Here is a 15376-nt window from a genome sequence, read left to right on the forward strand (position 1 = left end):
TGGCCAGGCCCCAGCGGCGGGCGCCCGCGCCGTCGCCGGCGTCGCCGCCCGCGCTGACCACCACGCGGCGGCCGGCGGGCAGGGCGGCGGGGTCGATCTTGGCCACGGCCAGGGCGGTCGGGGTTTCGCCGCCGAAGCCGTCGAAGACCGTCAGACTGTCCCATTCCCGGCGCAGGCCGATCCACCAGGGATCACCTGAATTGACGGCCAGGACGGCGACGCCGCCTTCCGACGCGGCGAAGGCCAGGGCGGCCTCGGGCGTGTGGGCGGTGCGGATGTCGGCCGCCGCGCCGAACCGCCGACGGGCGCCGTCGAAGGCGCGGGCCGGATCGACCGGGGCCCAGACCTGGACCTTCTGCACGCCCTGGCGCGCCAGGCCCCAGCCGACGATCTCGCGCCACAGCTGGCCCACCGCCTCGGCGTTGTCGGGTGCGCAGCGATCCAGCATGCGGGCCATCACCGCCTGTTCGCGGTCAGGGCGCAGCTTGGTGTGCGGGCCGGCGGGCGCGTCCTTGGCGCGGCCGACACGCTCGGCCAGGCGCAGGCGCTGCTCGAACAGGGCCAGAAGCTGGTCGTCGACCAGATCGATCTCGTGCCGCAGGGCCGCCAGGGCCATCTGCTCGGGCGTGATGTCGGCGGCCTGGGGCCAGACCTGCTGAATACGGGCGGGGGAAGACATGGGAAGCGGACTTTCGGAAGACGGAATTCGATGCAGGGCGGGGAGCCGCTTCGGTCGAAGCGGTCGCCGGCGAGACTGTCAGGAGCGTTCGCGCCCGGACGCCTCAGCCGGCGTATCGAAAGCCGTAAAAGCCGAAATACAGGGCGGTCGCGCGCGAGCGGGTGTTCAGTTCGACGGTGGCGCGCAGCGTGGACATGGGTCCGGTTCCGTTGGGATCGTTCGGCGATCCTGCATCCCGGATCGCGCATGGATCGTGCCGCGTCAACCCGCCTCGGCGCTCAACAGGACAAATCGCGTTCGGTTGTCGGCCGAATCCTGAAGATCGTTGCGCAGAATCGACAGGCCATAGGCTTCGGCCGCGCCCAGCGGGGCGATGGCGGCGCGGGTGCGGTCGCCCGCCTGGGCCACGGCCTGGGCCGCACCGGCGGTGTCGAACGCCTCGACGGCGGTCAGCCCCATGGCGGCCAGGGTGTGCACGCACTGGCCCAGGGCGGCGGGGTGGCTTTCGGCCGTGCGGATGTCGGCCAGGCGTGCGCCGGACGGCGCCATCAGGGCCAGGCGGATCGGGCGCCACACCTCGGCGATCGGCTCCATATCCAGGGCCTCGACCAGGCTGGCCGCCGGTTCGACCCGGCCGATGATGGCGTTCTCGACCGGGATCAGTGCGCAGCCGCAGTCGCCGGACAGCATGGCCTGAATGGCGTCCTCGAAGGTGGCGAACCCGACCGGCGTGTCCCAGGGGCGCAGGCGCAGGCAGGCTTCGTGGCTGAAGGCGCCGGGCGCGCCCTGATAGGCGACACGGCCCCGCACCGTGGGCGGCGCGGTGTCTTCGGGCGCGCCTTCGACGTGGGTCATGCGGCGGCCGAGCGCGCTTGGCGCCCCGCCTTCAGACGTTCGGCCACCAGGAAAGCCAGCTCCAGCGCCTGATCGGCGTTCAGCCGCGGGTCGCAATGGGTGTGGTAACGGCTGGACAGGTCGTCCTCGGTCACCGCCTGGGCGCCGCCCAGACATTCGGTGACGTTCTGGCCGGTCATCTCCAGATGGACGCCGCCAGGGTGCACGCCCTCGGCCTCTGCCACGTCGATGAAGCTGCGCACCTCGGCCAGGATGCGGTCGAAGGGGCGGGTCTTGTAACCGTTGGCCGCCTTCAGCGTATTGCCGTGCATCGGGTCGATCGACCAGACGACGCGCTTGCCGTGCGCCTTTGCCGCCGCCATCAGGCCGGGCAGGCGGTCGCCCACCTTGTCGGCGCCGAACCGGCCGATCAGGGTCAGGCGGCCGGGGGTGTTGTCGGGGTTCAGGGCGTCGATCAGGCGCAGCAGTTCGTCCGGCTCCAGCGTCGGGCCGCATTTGACGCCGATGGGATTGCGGATGCCGCGCATGAACTCGACATGGGCGCCGTCCAGCTGGCGCGTCCGCTCGCCGATCCACAGCATGTGCGCCGAGGTGTCGAACCATTCGCCGGTCGATCCGTCCAGCCGGGTCAGGGCGCTTTCGACATTCAGCAGCAGGGCCTCATGGCTGGTGAAGACCTCGACCCGCGCCAGGTCGGGGTGGGTGGCGGGGGTCACGCCCACCGCCTCCATGAAGGCCAGGGCCTCGCCGATCTTGTCGGCCAGGTCGCGATAACGGGCGCCATAGGCATTGTCGCCCGCGAACCCCAGGGTCCAGCGATGGATGTTGTACAGGTCGGCATACCCCCCGCTGGCGTAGCCGCGCAGCAGGTTCAGCGTCGCCGCCGACTGGTGATAGGCCTTCAAGAGCCGCTGCGGATCGGGCAGGCGGTCCTCGGCCGTGAAGGCCATGCCATTGATGATGTCGCCGCGATAGCTGGGCAGGGTGACATCGCCGATGGTCTCCAGCCCGGACGAGCGCGGCTTGGCGAACTGGCCGGCGATGCGGCCGACCTTCACCACCGGCTTGCGCCCCGCAAAGGTCAGGACCACCGCCATCTGCAGGATCAGGCGGAAGGCGTCGCGGATGTTGTCGGTCGAGAATTCCTTGAAGCTTTCGGCGCAGTCGCCGCCCTGAAGCAGGAAGGCCTCGCCCGCCTCGACCTGGGCCAGGCGTTCGGTCAGCTTGCGCGCCTCCCCCGCGAAGACCAGGGGCGGCATGGCGCTGAGTTCATCCTCGACCGCCGCCAGGGCGCGCGCATCCGGATAGTCCGTGGGCATCTGCACCACGGGTTTGTTCCGCCAGCTGTCCGGGTTCCAACGCATACTCATGCGATCAAGATAGGCCGTTGACGGTGCGGGAACAATGCGGGCGAAACGCCTGGGTCTAACCGCGTCGCTCCAGCGACAGGATCGCCTCGTTGATCTCGTCCAGCCGGCCCGCCAGCACGGCCTGGGCGTCATAAAGTCCGCGATTGTAGAAGGCCGGTCCCATCTCGCGCGCCAGGAAGTCGATCAGCATCTGCGCCGCCAGGGCGCCCAGTTCGACCTCATATTCATCGCGGAACCAGGCCTGCAGCCGGAGCGTCAGGGCGGCGATCTCTTCACGGCTGAAGGTGATGGGGCGGGTCACAGGGCGTCGGCCAGGGCTTCTTCGGCCTGCATCCAGGCGGCCTCGGCGGCGTCCAGATCGGCCTGGGTCTTGGCGCGGGCGCGGGTCAGACCCTCCAGCGCCTTGGGGTCGGACACGGCGGCCTGGGCCAGGTCGTCGTCGATGCGCGCCACCTCGGCCGCCAGCCGGGCCATGGTCTCTTCGGCCTTCCTGGCCGCATGGCGCAGGGTCGAGGGCGAGGGGCCGGTGGCTTTCTTGCCCCTATCGCTCGCGCCGCGGGCGTTCGCTGCTTGAGGGGCGCCCCTATCGCTCGCGGTTTGAGCGGCGGGTTCAGGCTCGTCGGGCTTGAGCTGGGCCGGGCGGACGACGCCGGCCTGTTTGGCGCGGTCCAGGACGAATTTCGCATAGTCGTCCATGTCGCCCTCGAACGGCTTGACCGTGCCGTCCGCCGCCAGCCACAGCCGGTCGGCCACCAGCTCCATCAGCGACCGGTCGTGGGTGATCAGGATGACCGCGCCCGTATATTCGTTCAGCGCATCCAGCAGGGCGCGGCGGCTGTCAATGTCCAGGTGGTTGGTCGGTTCGTCCAGGATCAGGATGTGCGGCGCATCCATGGCCACCAGGTTCAGCAGCAGGCGCGCGCGTTCGCCGCCCGACAGGCTGTCGACCTTGGTCTCCTGCTTTTCGAACGGCAGGCCGAACTGGGCCAGGCGGCTGCGGCGGCTGTTTTCGGAGGCGTCCGGCATGGCCCGGCGGATGATCTCCAGCGGGGTGTCGGTCGGGTCCATGGCCTCGATCTGGTGCTGGTGGAACCAGCCTACCCGCATCTTGCCGTCGCGGTGGAACTCGCCCGCCTGGATGTCCAGCGCCTTGGCGATCAGCTTGGCGAAGGTCGACTTGCCGGCGCCGTTGACGCCCAGAAGGCCGATGCGGTCGTCCAGGTCCATGCGCAGGTTCAGATGCTTCAGCACCGCCTTGCCGGGTTCATAGCCCACCGATGCCTTCTCCAGCCGGATCAGGGGCGGGGGCAGGGGGCGTTCGGGCGACGGCAGAACGAAGGGCGCCACGCGTTCTTCAGGCGGCAGCTCGATCCGCTGCATCTTCTCCAGCTTCTTGACCCGCGACTGGGCCTGGGTGGCCTTGGACGCCTTGGCCTTGAAGCGATCCACGAATTTCTGAAGGTGGGCGCGCTCGGCGTCCTGCTTGGCCTTGTTGGCCTCCATCAGGCGCAGCTTCTCGGCGCGGGTCTTTTCGAAGGTGTCGTAGTTGCCGGTGTAAAGCTCCAGCCTGCGGTTCGACAGGTGCAGGATGTGGGTGCAGACCTCGTTCAGCATCTCGCGGTCGTGCGAGATGATAAGGGCCGTCGCCGGATATTTCTTGAGCCGGGCTTCAAGCCACAGGGCGCCTTCCAGGTCCAGATAGTTGGTCGGTTCGTCCAGCAGCAGCATGTCCGGCTGGGCGAACAGGGCCGCCGCCAGGGCCACGCGCATGCGCCACCCGCCAGAGAAATGGGCCATCGGGCGATGGATGTCCTCCTGGCTGAACCCCAGACCGACCAGGATTTCGGCCGCGCGGGCCGGGGCGGCGTCGGCGTCGATCTCGATCAGCCGGGCCCAGATCTCGCCCATCTCCTCCGGCTCGGCGGTCTCCAGCCGGGTCATCAGGTCGTGCCGTTCGGCATCGGCCTCCAGAATGGTCTCCAGCACGCTGACGGGCGTGGCGGGGTGCTCCTGATCCACCGAGCCGATGCGGGCGGTCTTGGGCAGGCTGACCTCGTCACCCCCGGCGACCAGTTCGCCCAGGATCACCTTGAACAGGGTCGACTTGCCGATGCCGTTGCGGCCCACCAGCCCGACCTTGGCGCCCGGCGGCAGGCTGACGGAGGCGTTCTCAAGGAACTGGCGGCCCCAGGCGTTGAGGGTCAGGTTGGTGATCTTAAGCATGGCGAACGGAGCTGCGCTTTGTTGTCGTCCCTCAAGCAGCGAGCGGCCGCGCCGCGAGCGTTAGGGACGCCTTGGAAATGACGAAGGCCGTCGCTATAAGCCCGCGACCCTCAATCTCCCAACAAGAAGTCGCTCCCATGACCGAACGCACCTTCTCGATCATCAAGCCCGACGCCACCCGTCGCAACCTGACCGGCGCCATCAACGCCGTCATCGAAGGCGCCGGCCTGCGCATCGTGGCCCAGCGCCGCGTCAAGCTGACCGAGGCCCAGGCCAAGAAATTCTACGAAGTCCACGCCGAACGCCCCTTCTACGGCGAACTGGTCGGCCAGATGACCGCCGAGCCGGTGGTGGTCCAGGTTCTGGAAGGCGACAACGCCGTGGCCGCCTATCGCGAAGTCATGGGCGCCACCAACCCGGAACAGGCCGCCGAAGGCACCATCCGCAAGCAATTCGCCCTGTCGATCGGTGAAAACTCGGTCCACGGCTCGGACAGCCTGGAGAACGCCGGCATCGAGATCGCCCAGTTCTTCACCGACGACCAGATCGTCGGCTGATCGATCCCCGATCATTGCATCGGAACGGCCGGATCAGCGATGATCCGGCCGTTTTCGTATTCCGGCCCGGCGCCGGACGGGTGAGACAGGCCGCATGAAGCAGTATGGGCGCAAGGGGGTGATGCTGGCGGCGTCGCTGTCGGCGCTGGCGGGCTATGTCGACGCCGTCGGATTTCTGACGCTGGGCGGCTTCTTCGTCTCCTTCATGAGCGGCAATACGACCCGGCTGGGCGTCGCCATCGCGGGCGGCGGCGGGGCGGCGGCGTTGACGGCGCTGGGGCTGATCGTCCTGTTCGTGGTCGGGGTGATCGTGGGCGCCACGGTGGCGCGCCGGGCGGGCGAGGGGCGCCGGGCCTTGGTTCTGGCAGTCGAGGCGGCGCTGCTGTTGATGGCGGCGGCGGTCTTCACGGCCGGTCATCGCGAGGCGGCCATGATCGCCGTGACCCTGGCCATGGGGGTCGAGAATGCGGTGTTCCAGCGTGACGGCGATGTCGGCGTCGGCCTGACCTATATGACCGGCGCCCTGGTCAAGGCGGGCCAGCGGATCGCCACCGCCCTGCACGGCGGCCCGCGCTGGGACTGGTGGCCCTATCTGGCGCTGTGGGCGGGCCTGTGCGCCGGGGGCGCGCTGGGGGCGGCCGCCTTCGTCCGGTTCGGCGGGCTGGCGCTGTGGGCGGCGGCGGGCGTGGTCGTGTGTCTGATGCTCGCCGTCTGGCGGGTCGAGATGCGGGAACGGCGTGTGGGCGGGCACGTTCCTGTGTCGGACCGACAGGGAGATTGACCATGAAGACGATTTTCAAACTGGCTCCGATCGCCGCCGCCGCGCTGGCGCTTTCGGCCTGCGGCACGACCATGGAGCAACGCGCCGCCACCGGCGCCATCGGCGGGGCCCTGGCGGGTCAGGCCATCGGCGGCAATACGGGCGCGACCGTGGCCGGGGCGGCCGTGGGCGCCGTGGCGGGCGCCGCGACGACGCCGGACCGTCCGCGCTAAACGATCCGACTAGGGTCTGTACTCAATACCGCTCATCCCCGCGAAAGCGGGGACCCAGTGATTTGGGCGATACGCTCTGCCGTCGGCCCACGAATGACGATCCCAGACCTCCTGCGCGGCAAAGAACTGGATCTCCGCTTTCGCGGGGATGAGCGGAGGTTAGCGTGTCACTGATTTCATTAGGCTTTAATTGAGTCGGCGCCCTAGACACGAAACGGCCTCGCGGGTGACCGCGGGGCCGTTGTCATGTCCGCTGGCGGCAGAAGTCGGCCAGGGCCTGCGGATAGAGGGCGTGTTCCGCCGTCTGCACCCGCCGGGCCAGGCTTTCGGGCGTGTCGTCCGGTTCGGTCGGCACGGTCGCTTGGGCCAGGATCGGGCCTTCGTCCACGCCTTCGGTCACCAGATGGATGGTGCAGCCGGCCTGGGTGTCGCCGGCCGCCAGGGCGCGCGCGTGGGTGTCCAGACCCGGATATTTCGGCAGCAGACTGGGATGGATGTTCAGCATCCGCCCGGCCCAGCGCCCGACCAGCCAGGGCGTCAGCAGGCGCATATAGCCCGCCAGGGCCACCACCTGGACGTCATGGTCCGCCAGAACCGTATCCACCGCCCGCTCATGCGCCTCACGGTCTTGACCGTACGCGCGATGATCAATGGCGACGGCCGGGACGCCTCGATCCGCCGCCAGGGCCAGGCCGGCCGCATCCGGGCGGTTCGACACCACCACGGCGATGCGGAATGGCGCATCGGGGGCCTGTGACGCCTCGATCAGAGCCGCCATGTTCGACCCGGCGCCGGAAATCAGGACGGCGACGCGCGTCGGCACGGATCAGGCGGCCGTCAGTTGACCGCAGACGAAGGCGGCCTCGCCCGCGTTCAGCAGGGCGGCCAGCACCGGCTCGGCGTTCTCCGGGCTGACGATCAGGATGAAGCCGACGCCGCAGTTGAAGGTGCGGCGCATCTCGTGGTCCGCCACGCCGCCGGTCTCCTGAAGCCACTGAAAGACGTGGGGCAGGGGCCAGGCGTCCCAGTCGAAGGCGGCGTTCAGCCCCTCGGCGATGCAGCGCGGCGGGTTTTCGATCAGGCCGCCGCCGGTGATGTGGGCCGCGCCCTTGATCAGGCCCGCCTTCATCAGCGGCAGCACTGGCTTCACATAGATTCGCGTCGGCTCCATCAGCGCCTGGGCCAAAGTGCGGTCCTTGGCGAAGGGGGCATCGTCGCCCCAGGTCAGGCCCGAGGCCTCGACGATCTTGCGCACCAGCGAATAGCCGTTCGAGTGCGGGCCGGACGAGGCCAGGCCGATGATGATGTCGCCCGCCGACTGACGATCCAGATAGGGCAGGACATGCCCCCGCTCGACCGCCCCGACCGAGAAGCCGGCCAGGTCATAGTCGCCGCCCGCATACATGCCGGGCATTTCGGCCGTTTCGCCGCCCACCAGGGCGCAGCCGGCCTGGCGACAGCCCTCGGCGATGCCGGCCACGACGCGGCGCGCCGCGTCCACGTCCAGTTTGCCCGTGGCGTAATAATCCAGGAACATCAGCGGCTCGGCGCCCTGGGCCAAGAGGTCGTTGACGCACATGGCGACCAGATCGACGCCCACGCCGTCGTGACGGCCCGTCTCGATGGCGATCTTCAGCTTGGTGCCCACGCCGTCGGTCGTGGTGACGATCAGAGGATCGGTGAAGCCTGCGGCCTTCAGGTCGAACAGCGCCCCAAACCCGCCCAGCGACGCCTCGGCGCCCGGCCGCCGGGTCGACTTGGCCAGCGGCTTGATGGCGTCCACCAGCATCTCGCCCGCGTCGATATCGACCCCCGCGTCGGCATAGGTCAGACCGTTCTTCAGCGCATCGTCGGACGGGAGGGTCATGGCGGAACCTGATTTGCGGACGTATGGCGGGCTATTGGCACGGAGTAGGGCCACGAGGCCAGAGGCGGGGCCGCTATAGGCTCTAAACTTTCGGTTCCTCTAAAAGAAGCGTTGTGCCATGACGGTGATCGATAAGCGGTTGGAGTCCCTCAGGGATGTTTAGCGACCGCCGTGTGGGGAACACAAAATGAAAATGCTGTCGCCATGGTCCGCAATCGCGGCGGCGCTCGCTCTTGTGCTGGTGGCCGGACCCGCCGTGGCGCAGAATCATATCGCCAACCCCAGTTTTGAGGATCCGGCGCTGGCCCCGGGCAATGCGACCCTGAACACCATACCCGGATGGTCCGGTTTGACGGTCGGGTGCTGCGGCTATGGCGTATCCTACGAGATCGGCCAGCTTCCGACGCCGTACGGGGATCAATGGGGCTATACCAACGGCGGTACTGCGGCGATCGCCCAGCAGACCGCGAAAACCGTCGTCGCCCAAGAGGCCTACACCGCATCGGCGGCGTTCGGCCAGCGGACGGACAACCCGGCCAACAGCCCGACGCTGGAGCTTTGGGCCGGCGGGACGGTTGTGGATGGTGATGTGATCGGTGGAACCCTGGTCGCTTCCCAGGCGGTGGCCACGACGGCCGGCGTCTTCACCATGGGCACGGTCACCTGGGTCGCGCCCGTCGGCAGCCCCTTGATCGGACAGCCGCTTACGGTGCGCCTGAGCAATGTCGGCGGCGCCCAGACCAACTATGACAATGTCAGCCTTCTGGCGGTCAACACCGTTCCGACGCTGTCCGAATGGGGAATGATCCTGTTCGGTCTGATTCTGGCCGGCGGATCGGCATGGCTGGTTCAGAGGCGCCAGCTGGTCTGAACGCCCGAAGCGCCTAAATCGCCGCGAAATGTGATGCGCGCACTTGTCACAGGGGGCGGCGTCGGGGCTATAGCATCCGAATGACGCCGATCACCACCAATGACGCCCTGATCGCCTTCTGCGAGCGACTGGCGGGCGCGCCCTTCATCGCCGTGGACACCGAGTTCATGCGCGAGACGACATACTGGCCCAAGCTGTGCCTGATCCAGGCGGCCTCGGCGACCGATGCGGGCAATATCGACCCGCTGGCCGAGGGGCTGGACCTGACGCCCTTCCTGGACCTGCTGCGCAACCCCGACATCCTGAAGGTCTTCCATGCCGCCCGGCAGGACGTGGAGATCTTCGTGCGCCTGGGGGCCATGCCCACGCCGATGTTCGACACCCAGGTGGCCGCCATGGCCGCCGGCTTCGGCGATCAGGTCAGCTATGAATCCCTGGTGCGCCAGATGCTGCGCCAGGAGGTGGACAAGGGCAGCCGCTTCACCGACTGGGCCCGCCGCCCGCTGTCGGATGCGCAACTGACCTATGCCCTGGGCGATGTGACCCATCTGGCGGCCCTTTATCCCAAGCTGCGCGACCGGCTGGCCCGGGACGGGCGGCTGGCCTGGGTGACGGCCGAGATGGAGGATCTGACCGATCCGGCCGTCTATGACACCGATCCCGAAAACGCCTGGAAGCGGCTGAAACCCAAGAAATATGCGGCCAAATATCTGGCGGCGTTCAAGGCCACGGCGGTGTGGCGTGAACGCGCGGCCCAGGAGCGCGACCAGCCGCGCGGACGCATCCTGAAGGACGAGGCCATCGACGAGATCGCCACCCAGGCGCCGACCGACGCTGAGGCGTTCAACCGCCTGCGGTCCGTGCCCAAGGGATTCGGCGGCTCGCGCCTGGGCCAGGAGCTGACGGCCGAGCTGGCGCGCGTTCTGGCCGACCCCGAAGCCCATGCGCCCAAGCTGGAACGGCCGGCCCACGGCCAGCCGGCGCCGCCGTCGGTGGTCGAACTGCTGAAGGTGCTGCTGAAGGCCAAGAGCGACAATGCCGGCGTGGCCACCAAGCTGATCGCCAATGTCGCCGACCTGGAGAAGATCGCCCTGGACGACAATGCGCCGGTCGAGGCCATGAGCGGCTGGCGCCGTCAGCTGTTCGGCGAGGATGCGCTGAAGCTGAAACGCGGCGAAATCGCCCTGGTGCTGAACGGCGCCCGGGTCGAGGTGGTCGAGATCGAGGGCTGACCCGCCCGCGCGAGGGCGGGCGGTCTCTCAGGCGCCGTTTACTCGCCCCAGCCGCCGGCCAGGGCCTTGAACACCGCGATCTGGTAGGTGGTGATCAGGGCGTCGGACGACGCCAGCTGCGCGTCGGCGCCCGCCAGGGTGCGTTCGGCGTCCAGCACCGTCAGGAAGCTGTCGGCCCCCGCGTCGAAACGCAGGCGCGACAGGCGCGCGGCGGTGGCGGCCTGATCGCGTGCGGCCTTCAGGGCGGCGTTGCGGTCCAGTTCGCTGGCGTAGTTGGCCAGAGCCGTCTCGGTTTCCTGCAGCGCGGTCAGCACCGTCTGGTCGAAGGTGGCCAGAGCAGCGTCCGAAGCGGCCCCCGCCTGTTTGATCCGCGCGCGAGCAGCCAGGATGTTGGGGAAGGACCAGCTGATCAGCGGGCCGACGCTGAAGCGGAAATTCTCGCTGTCGCCCAGGCCGTTGCTGTCCAGAGCCGTGGCGCCGAAGCCGCCGCCCAGGCGGATGCTGGGAAACAGGTCGGCGGTGGCCACATTGACGCGCGCGCCGGCGGCGGCCAGGGCGCGTTCGGCCTGGCGCACATCGGGTCGGCGGGCCAGAAGCGCGGCGCCGTCGCCCACCGGGATCGGCTGGTTCAGGCGCGGCGGCGCAGCACAGGCGCGGGCCGCCTGGGACGCCTCGGCGGGCGGACGGCCGGTCAGGACCGCCAGTCGGAACAGGGCGCCGTCGCGCTGGGCCCGCAGCGGCGGCAGACCGGCGCGGGTCTGGTCCAGAACGGCGCGGGCGCGGGCGACGTCCAGGCCGTTGCCGGTTCCGGCATCCAGCAGACGCTGGGTCAGGCCGGCGGTTTCGGTCTGAAGCTGCAGCGTGCGCTCGACCGCCGCGATCTGGGCGTTGGCCGAACAGGCGTCGGCATAGGCGCGGGCCGTCTCGGCCGCGACGGTGACGCGCACCACGTCTCGCGCGGCGGCGGCGGCGTCCGCATCGGCGCGGGCGGCGCGGATCGACGATCCGACCCTGCCGAACAGGTCGATCTCGTACGCCACGTCCAGGCCGACGTCATAGGTTTCGACCTCGGGCGCCTTCTGGCCCGCAGGCAGGCCGGGCACGGTGGCGGCCGAGGCGCGGCTGCGGTTGGCGGCGGCGTTGACCGTGGTCGAGGGCAGGCGGCCGCTGCGCGCCTCGCCCAGGGCGGCGCGGACCCGGCGCAGATTGGCGTCGGCGGCCTCCAGGTCGTTGTTCTCGGCCAGGGCCTGTTCGATCAGACCGTCCAGCACCGGGTCGGCGTACAGCCGCCACCAGTCGTCGCGGGCCTGGGCGGCCGATACGGCGGGGGTCGAGGCCCCCATGAAGGCGCCCGACGCGGCGGGGGGTAGGGTGGCGTCGGGCGCCTTCGGCCCGACCGCGCACGCCGACGTCAGAAGGGCGGCGACGGCGCTGGCGGTCAGGAAGCGGTAGGAACGAGGGGTGGTCATCAGGCGTCTCCCAGACGCGGGGCGGCCGGCGCGGTCTCGGGTTCGGGACCGTCGTGCGGAGGGAAGCCCTCGGTCGTCGGAATGGTGCGCTCGCGGTCGGGCGCATGCGGCATCTTCGACGCGATCCAGCGACAGATCACATAGAAGACCGGGGTGAAGATCAGGCCGAAGAAGGTCACGCCCAGCATCCCCGAGAAGACGGCTGTGCCCAGCGACTGACGCATCTCGGCCCCCGGCCCGGTCGCCAGCATCAGCGGCACGACGCCGAAGATGAAGGCGAACGAGGTCATCAGGATCGGACGCAGGCGCGTCTGGGCGGCGCGCACGGCGGCGTCCCAGCGGTTCAGGCCTTCTTCCTCGGCCTGTTTGGCGAACTCGACGATCAGAATGGCGTTCTTGGCCGCCAGGGCGATCAGAACCACCAGCCCGACCTGGACCAGGATGTTGTTGTCCAGTCCGCGCAGATTGACGCCGATCATCGCCGCCAGAATGCACATGGGCACGATCAGAACGACCGCCAGCGGCAGGGTGAAGGCCTCGTATTGCGCGGCCAGCACCAGGAAGACGAACACCACCGCCAGCACGAAGACCATGGCTGCGCCGCCGGACGCCTGCTTCTCCTGCAGGGCCAGGCCGGTCCATTCGTACGAGAAGCCTTCGGGCAGGGCGTTGGCCGCCAAGCCTTCCATGGCCCCCAGCGCCTGGCCGGACGAAACGCCGGGCGCGGGCTGTCCCTGAAGTTCGGACGCCGGGAACAGGTTGTAGCGCACGACGCGGGCCGGGCCTGAGTCTTCACGCAGGGTGGCGACCGATCCGATCGGCACCATGGCGCCGGTGGCCGAACGGGTTTTCAGATTGGCGATGTCGGCGATGTCGTCGCGCGCCGACGGCTCGGCCTGGGCGGTGACGCGGAAGGTGCGGCCCAGATAGTTGAAGTCGTTGACGTAGGACGAACCCAGATAGATGCCCAGGGTGTCGAACACCGACGACGGCTGGACCCCCATCATCAGGGCGCGGTCGCGGTCGATGTCGGCCGCGATGCGGGGCGAACCGGTGTTGTAGGTCGAGAAGACCTGCTGCACCTGGTCGGGCATCTGGGCCGCGCCGCCCATCATGGCGAAGGTGGCGCCTTCCAGGGCGCGATAGCCCTGGCCCGAGCGGTCCTGAACCATCAGCTGGAAGCCGTTGCCGTTGCCCAGGCCCTGAACGGCGGGCGGGGCGATGACGAAGATGTTGGCTTCCTCGATGCCCGCGGTGGCGCCGGTGATGGCGCCGGCCAGGGCGGCCGCGGCGGATTCACGCGTCTTGCGTTCCTTGAAGTCGTCCAGACGGATGAACAGGGTCGCGGCGTTGGAGCCGAACGAGAAGCTGGACCCGTCCAGGCCGGCGAAGGCCACGGCGCCATCGACGCCTTCGGTGGACGAGATGATCTCGTTGGCGCGCATCATCACCGCTTCGGTGCGTTCCAGCGACGATCCGGGCGGCAGCTGCACCACGCCGATCAGGAAGCCCTGATCCTGTTCGGGAATGAAGCCCGAGGGCGTGTCGATCAGGCGCCAGCCGGTCAGGGCCAGAAGCCCGACATAGATGGCCAGCATCATGGCGACCATCCGCACCAGGCGCGCCGTCAGACGGCCATAGCGGTCGGACAGCCAGTCGAAACCGGCGTTGAAGCGCCGTCCGGCCTCGCCCAGATAGTAGAGGAGGGTTCCCAGAACGCCCGGACGCCGACGCGGCGCCTCGTGGTTGTGCGGCTTCAGCAGCAGGGCGGCCATGGCCGGCGACAGGGTCAGAGACACCAGCAGCGACACCACCGCCGCCGTCGAGATGACGATGGCGAACTCGCGATAGAAGATGCCGGGGATGCCGGGCACGAACATGGTCGGCACGAACACCGACACCAGCACCAGGCCGATGGCGATCAGGGCGCCGGACACTTCCTGCATCGACCGATAGGCCGCCTCGCGCGGGGTCAGGCCCTCGCGGATGTAGCGTTCGACGTTCTCGACCACGACGATGGCGTCATCGACCACGATGCCGACCGCCAGAACCAGGGCGAACAGGCTGAGCGAGTTGATCGAATACCCCAGCATCAGCTGGACCGCGAAGGTCGCCACCAGGGCCACCGGAATGGCCACGATCGGAATGATGGCGGCGCGCCAGGTCTGCAGGAAGACCACGACCACCAGCACGACCAGGAAGATGGCTTCGATCAGGGTGTGCTGAACCGACTCCACCGAGGCGGCGACGAATTCGGTCGGGTTGTAGGGTATGGAGACATTCATGCCCTGGGGCAGTTCGGCGCGCAGGGTCTCGACCTCATGCAGCACCCGCTCGGCGGTGGCCAGGGCGTTGGCGCCCGGCTGCTGGACGATGGCGATGCCGACGCCGCGCTGGCCGTCGAAGAAGCCCTTGATGCCGTAATCCTGGGCGCCCAGTTCGACACGCGCCACGTCGCGCACGCGGGTCACGCGGCCTTCGGCGTCGGTCTTCAGCACGATGTCCGAGAACTGGTCCGGGTCGCTGAGGCGGCCCTGCACCTGGACCGGCAGCTGGAAGGCGGCGGCGTTGGTGGCGAAGGGCGGCTGGCCGATGGCGCCGGCCGCGGCCTGGACGTTCTGGGCCCGCAGGGCGCCGACGATTTCCTGGGCCGTCAGATTGCGCGCGGCGGCCTTGCCCGGGTCGATCCAGACCCGCATCGAATAGTTGCCGCCGCCGAAGACCTGGACGTTGCCCACGCCTTCGATCCGCAGCAGGCGGTCGCGCAGCTGGGAGTTGGCGAAATTGCCGATGTAGTCGTTGTCCAGCACCTCGCCCGGCGAGGTCAGGCCGACGATCATCAGGAAGCCGCTTTCGGCCTTGTTGACGGTCACGCCGATCTGGCGGACCTGTTCGGGCAGGCGCGGTTCGGCCAGGGCGACGCGGTTCTGGACCAGAACCTGGGCGTCATCCAGATCGACCCCCGGCTGGAAGGTGACGGTGATGGACACGCCGCCGTCCGACGTCGATGACGACGACAGATACAGCATGCCCTCGACGCCGTTCACCTCCTGCTCGATGGGGGCGGCCACGGTCTCGGCCACCGTCTCGGCGGAGGCGCCGGGATAGGCGGTGTTGATGGTGATCGTCGGCGGCGCGATCTCCGGGTACTGCGACAGCGGCAGCAGCGGATAGGCGAACACCCCCATCAGGGTGATGAACACCGCGATCACGGCCGCGAAGATCGGCCGGTCGATGAAGAAGCGGGAAATGTTCATCTG

Annotated in this window: 14 protein-coding genes; 5 read left to right on the top strand and 9 right to left on the bottom strand. The window is 68.9% G+C overall.

Annotated elements, in window-relative coordinates:
• From Q0581_RS10560 to Q0581_RS10580, 5 genes are all read right to left on the bottom strand, one after another.
• Positions 1-679, bottom strand: a 679-nt coding sequence (locus Q0581_RS10560; protein WP_298700066.1) for a chorismate mutase, incomplete at its 3' end; no start/stop codon positions are given.
• Between the two features lie 261 nt (positions 680-940).
• Positions 941-1534: a prephenate dehydratase domain-containing protein gene (locus tag Q0581_RS10565; RefSeq protein WP_298700068.1), complete on the bottom strand. Its 594-nt coding sequence runs from the start codon at positions 1532-1534 to the stop codon at positions 941-943.
• Complete coding sequence (locus tag Q0581_RS10570) at positions 1531-2904, bottom strand: class II 3-deoxy-7-phosphoheptulonate synthase (RefSeq protein ID WP_298700069.1); 1374 nt, start codon at positions 2902-2904, stop codon at positions 1531-1533. The genes Q0581_RS10565 and Q0581_RS10570 overlap by 4 nt, the downstream gene beginning before the upstream one ends.
• Before the next feature lie 55 nt (positions 2905-2959).
• Positions 2960-3205, bottom strand: coding sequence for a DUF2164 domain-containing protein (locus tag Q0581_RS10575; RefSeq protein ID WP_298700070.1), 246 nt, complete (start codon positions 3203-3205; stop codon positions 2960-2962).
• On the bottom strand, positions 3202-5127 hold the full coding sequence (locus tag Q0581_RS10580) for an ATP-binding cassette domain-containing protein (RefSeq protein WP_298700071.1): 1926 nt from the start codon (positions 5125-5127) through the stop codon (positions 3202-3204). The genes Q0581_RS10575 and Q0581_RS10580 overlap by 4 nt, the downstream gene beginning before the upstream one ends.
• 137 nt (positions 5128-5264) lie before the next feature.
• Between Q0581_RS10580 and ndk the strand changes: the two genes are divergently transcribed.
• The 3 genes from ndk to Q0581_RS10595 all read left to right on the top strand — a co-directional run bounded on the left by ndk (position 5265) and on the right by Q0581_RS10595 (position 6677).
• On the top strand, positions 5265-5684 hold the full coding sequence (gene ndk / locus Q0581_RS10585; protein ID WP_298700073.1) for a nucleoside-diphosphate kinase: 420 nt from the start codon (positions 5265-5267) through the stop codon (positions 5682-5684).
• A gap of 94 nt (positions 5685-5778) precedes the next feature.
• Positions 5779-6465: a YoaK family protein gene (locus Q0581_RS10590; RefSeq protein WP_298700075.1), complete on the top strand. Its 687-nt coding sequence runs from the start codon at positions 5779-5781 to the stop codon at positions 6463-6465.
• Positions 6466-6467: 2 nt separating this feature from the next.
• Positions 6468-6677: a hypothetical protein gene (locus tag Q0581_RS10595; RefSeq protein ID WP_298700076.1), complete on the top strand. Its 210-nt coding sequence runs from the start codon at positions 6468-6470 to the stop codon at positions 6675-6677.
• Positions 6678-6921: 244 nt separating this feature from the next.
• Here Q0581_RS10595 and purN read toward each other — a convergent pair whose 3' ends face one another.
• Together purN and purM are read right to left on the bottom strand one after the other, a co-directional pair.
• On the bottom strand, positions 6922-7500 hold the full coding sequence (gene purN, locus Q0581_RS10600) for a phosphoribosylglycinamide formyltransferase (protein WP_298700078.1): 579 nt from the start codon (positions 7498-7500) through the stop codon (positions 6922-6924).
• A gap of 3 nt (positions 7501-7503) precedes the next feature.
• A complete protein-coding gene (gene purM, locus Q0581_RS10605) occupies positions 7504-8544 on the bottom strand; it encodes a phosphoribosylformylglycinamidine cyclo-ligase (protein WP_298700079.1) in 1041 nt (346 codons plus the stop codon).
• A gap of 187 nt (positions 8545-8731) precedes the next feature.
• Between purM and Q0581_RS10610 the strand changes: the two genes are divergently transcribed.
• Together Q0581_RS10610 and rnd are read left to right on the top strand one after the other, a co-directional pair.
• Positions 8732-9415 carry an IPTL-CTERM sorting domain-containing protein gene (locus Q0581_RS10610; protein WP_298700081.1) on the top strand — a complete coding sequence of 228 codons (684 nt, stop codon included), beginning with the start codon at positions 8732-8734 and terminating at the stop codon, positions 9413-9415.
• Positions 9416-9495: 80 nt separating this feature from the next.
• Positions 9496-10647, top strand: coding sequence for a ribonuclease D (gene rnd, locus Q0581_RS10615; RefSeq protein WP_298700082.1), 1152 nt, complete (start codon positions 9496-9498; stop codon positions 10645-10647).
• Between the two features lie 38 nt (positions 10648-10685).
• On the opposite strand, the gene Q0581_RS10620 is transcribed toward rnd, so the two are convergent.
• Positions 10686-12116, bottom strand: a complete 1431-nt coding sequence (locus Q0581_RS10620; protein ID WP_298700083.1) for an efflux transporter outer membrane subunit — start codon at positions 12114-12116, stop codon at positions 10686-10688.
• Positions 12116-15373: a multidrug efflux RND transporter permease subunit gene (locus Q0581_RS10625; RefSeq protein ID WP_298700086.1), complete on the bottom strand. Its 3258-nt coding sequence runs from the start codon at positions 15371-15373 to the stop codon at positions 12116-12118. Before Q0581_RS10625 ends, Q0581_RS10620 begins: the two co-directional genes overlap by 1 nt.
• Positions 15374-15376 lie beyond the last annotated feature (3 nt).

It is taken from the genome of uncultured Brevundimonas sp., from assembly GCF_937863155.1.
Classification (GTDB): Bacteria; Pseudomonadota; Alphaproteobacteria; order Caulobacterales; family Caulobacteraceae; genus Brevundimonas.

Bases quoted from the DNA above. Each gene is read 5' to 3' on its own strand.
- Q0581_RS10565 (WP_298700068.1), bottom strand. From the start codon at position 1,534: ATGACCCACGTCGAAGGCGCGCCCGAAGACACCGCGCCGCCCACGGTG.
- Q0581_RS10570 (WP_298700069.1), bottom strand. From the start codon at position 2,904: ATGAGTATGCGTTGGAACCCGGACAGCTGGCGGAACAAACCCGTGGTG.
- Q0581_RS10580 (WP_298700071.1), bottom strand. From the start codon at position 5,127: ATGCTTAAGATCACCAACCTGACCCTCAACGCCTGGGGCCGCCAGTTC.
- ndk (WP_298700073.1), top strand. From the start codon at position 5,265: ATGACCGAACGCACCTTCTCGATCATCAAGCCCGACGCCACCCGTCGC.
- Q0581_RS10590 (WP_298700075.1), top strand. From the start codon at position 5,779: ATGAAGCAGTATGGGCGCAAGGGGGTGATGCTGGCGGCGTCGCTGTCG.
- Q0581_RS10595 (WP_298700076.1), top strand. From the start codon at position 6,468: ATGAAGACGATTTTCAAACTGGCTCCGATCGCCGCCGCCGCGCTGGCG.
- purM (WP_298700079.1), bottom strand. From the start codon at position 8,544: ATGACCCTCCCGTCCGACGATGCGCTGAAGAACGGTCTGACCTATGCC.
- Q0581_RS10610 (WP_298700081.1), top strand. From the start codon at position 8,732: ATGAAAATGCTGTCGCCATGGTCCGCAATCGCGGCGGCGCTCGCTCTT.
- rnd (WP_298700082.1), top strand. From the start codon at position 9,496: ATGACGCCGATCACCACCAATGACGCCCTGATCGCCTTCTGCGAGCGA.
- Q0581_RS10620 (WP_298700083.1), bottom strand. From the start codon at position 12,116: ATGACCACCCCTCGTTCCTACCGCTTCCTGACCGCCAGCGCCGTCGCC.
- Q0581_RS10625 (WP_298700086.1), bottom strand. From the start codon at position 15,373: ATGAACATTTCCCGCTTCTTCATCGACCGGCCGATCTTCGCGGCCGTG.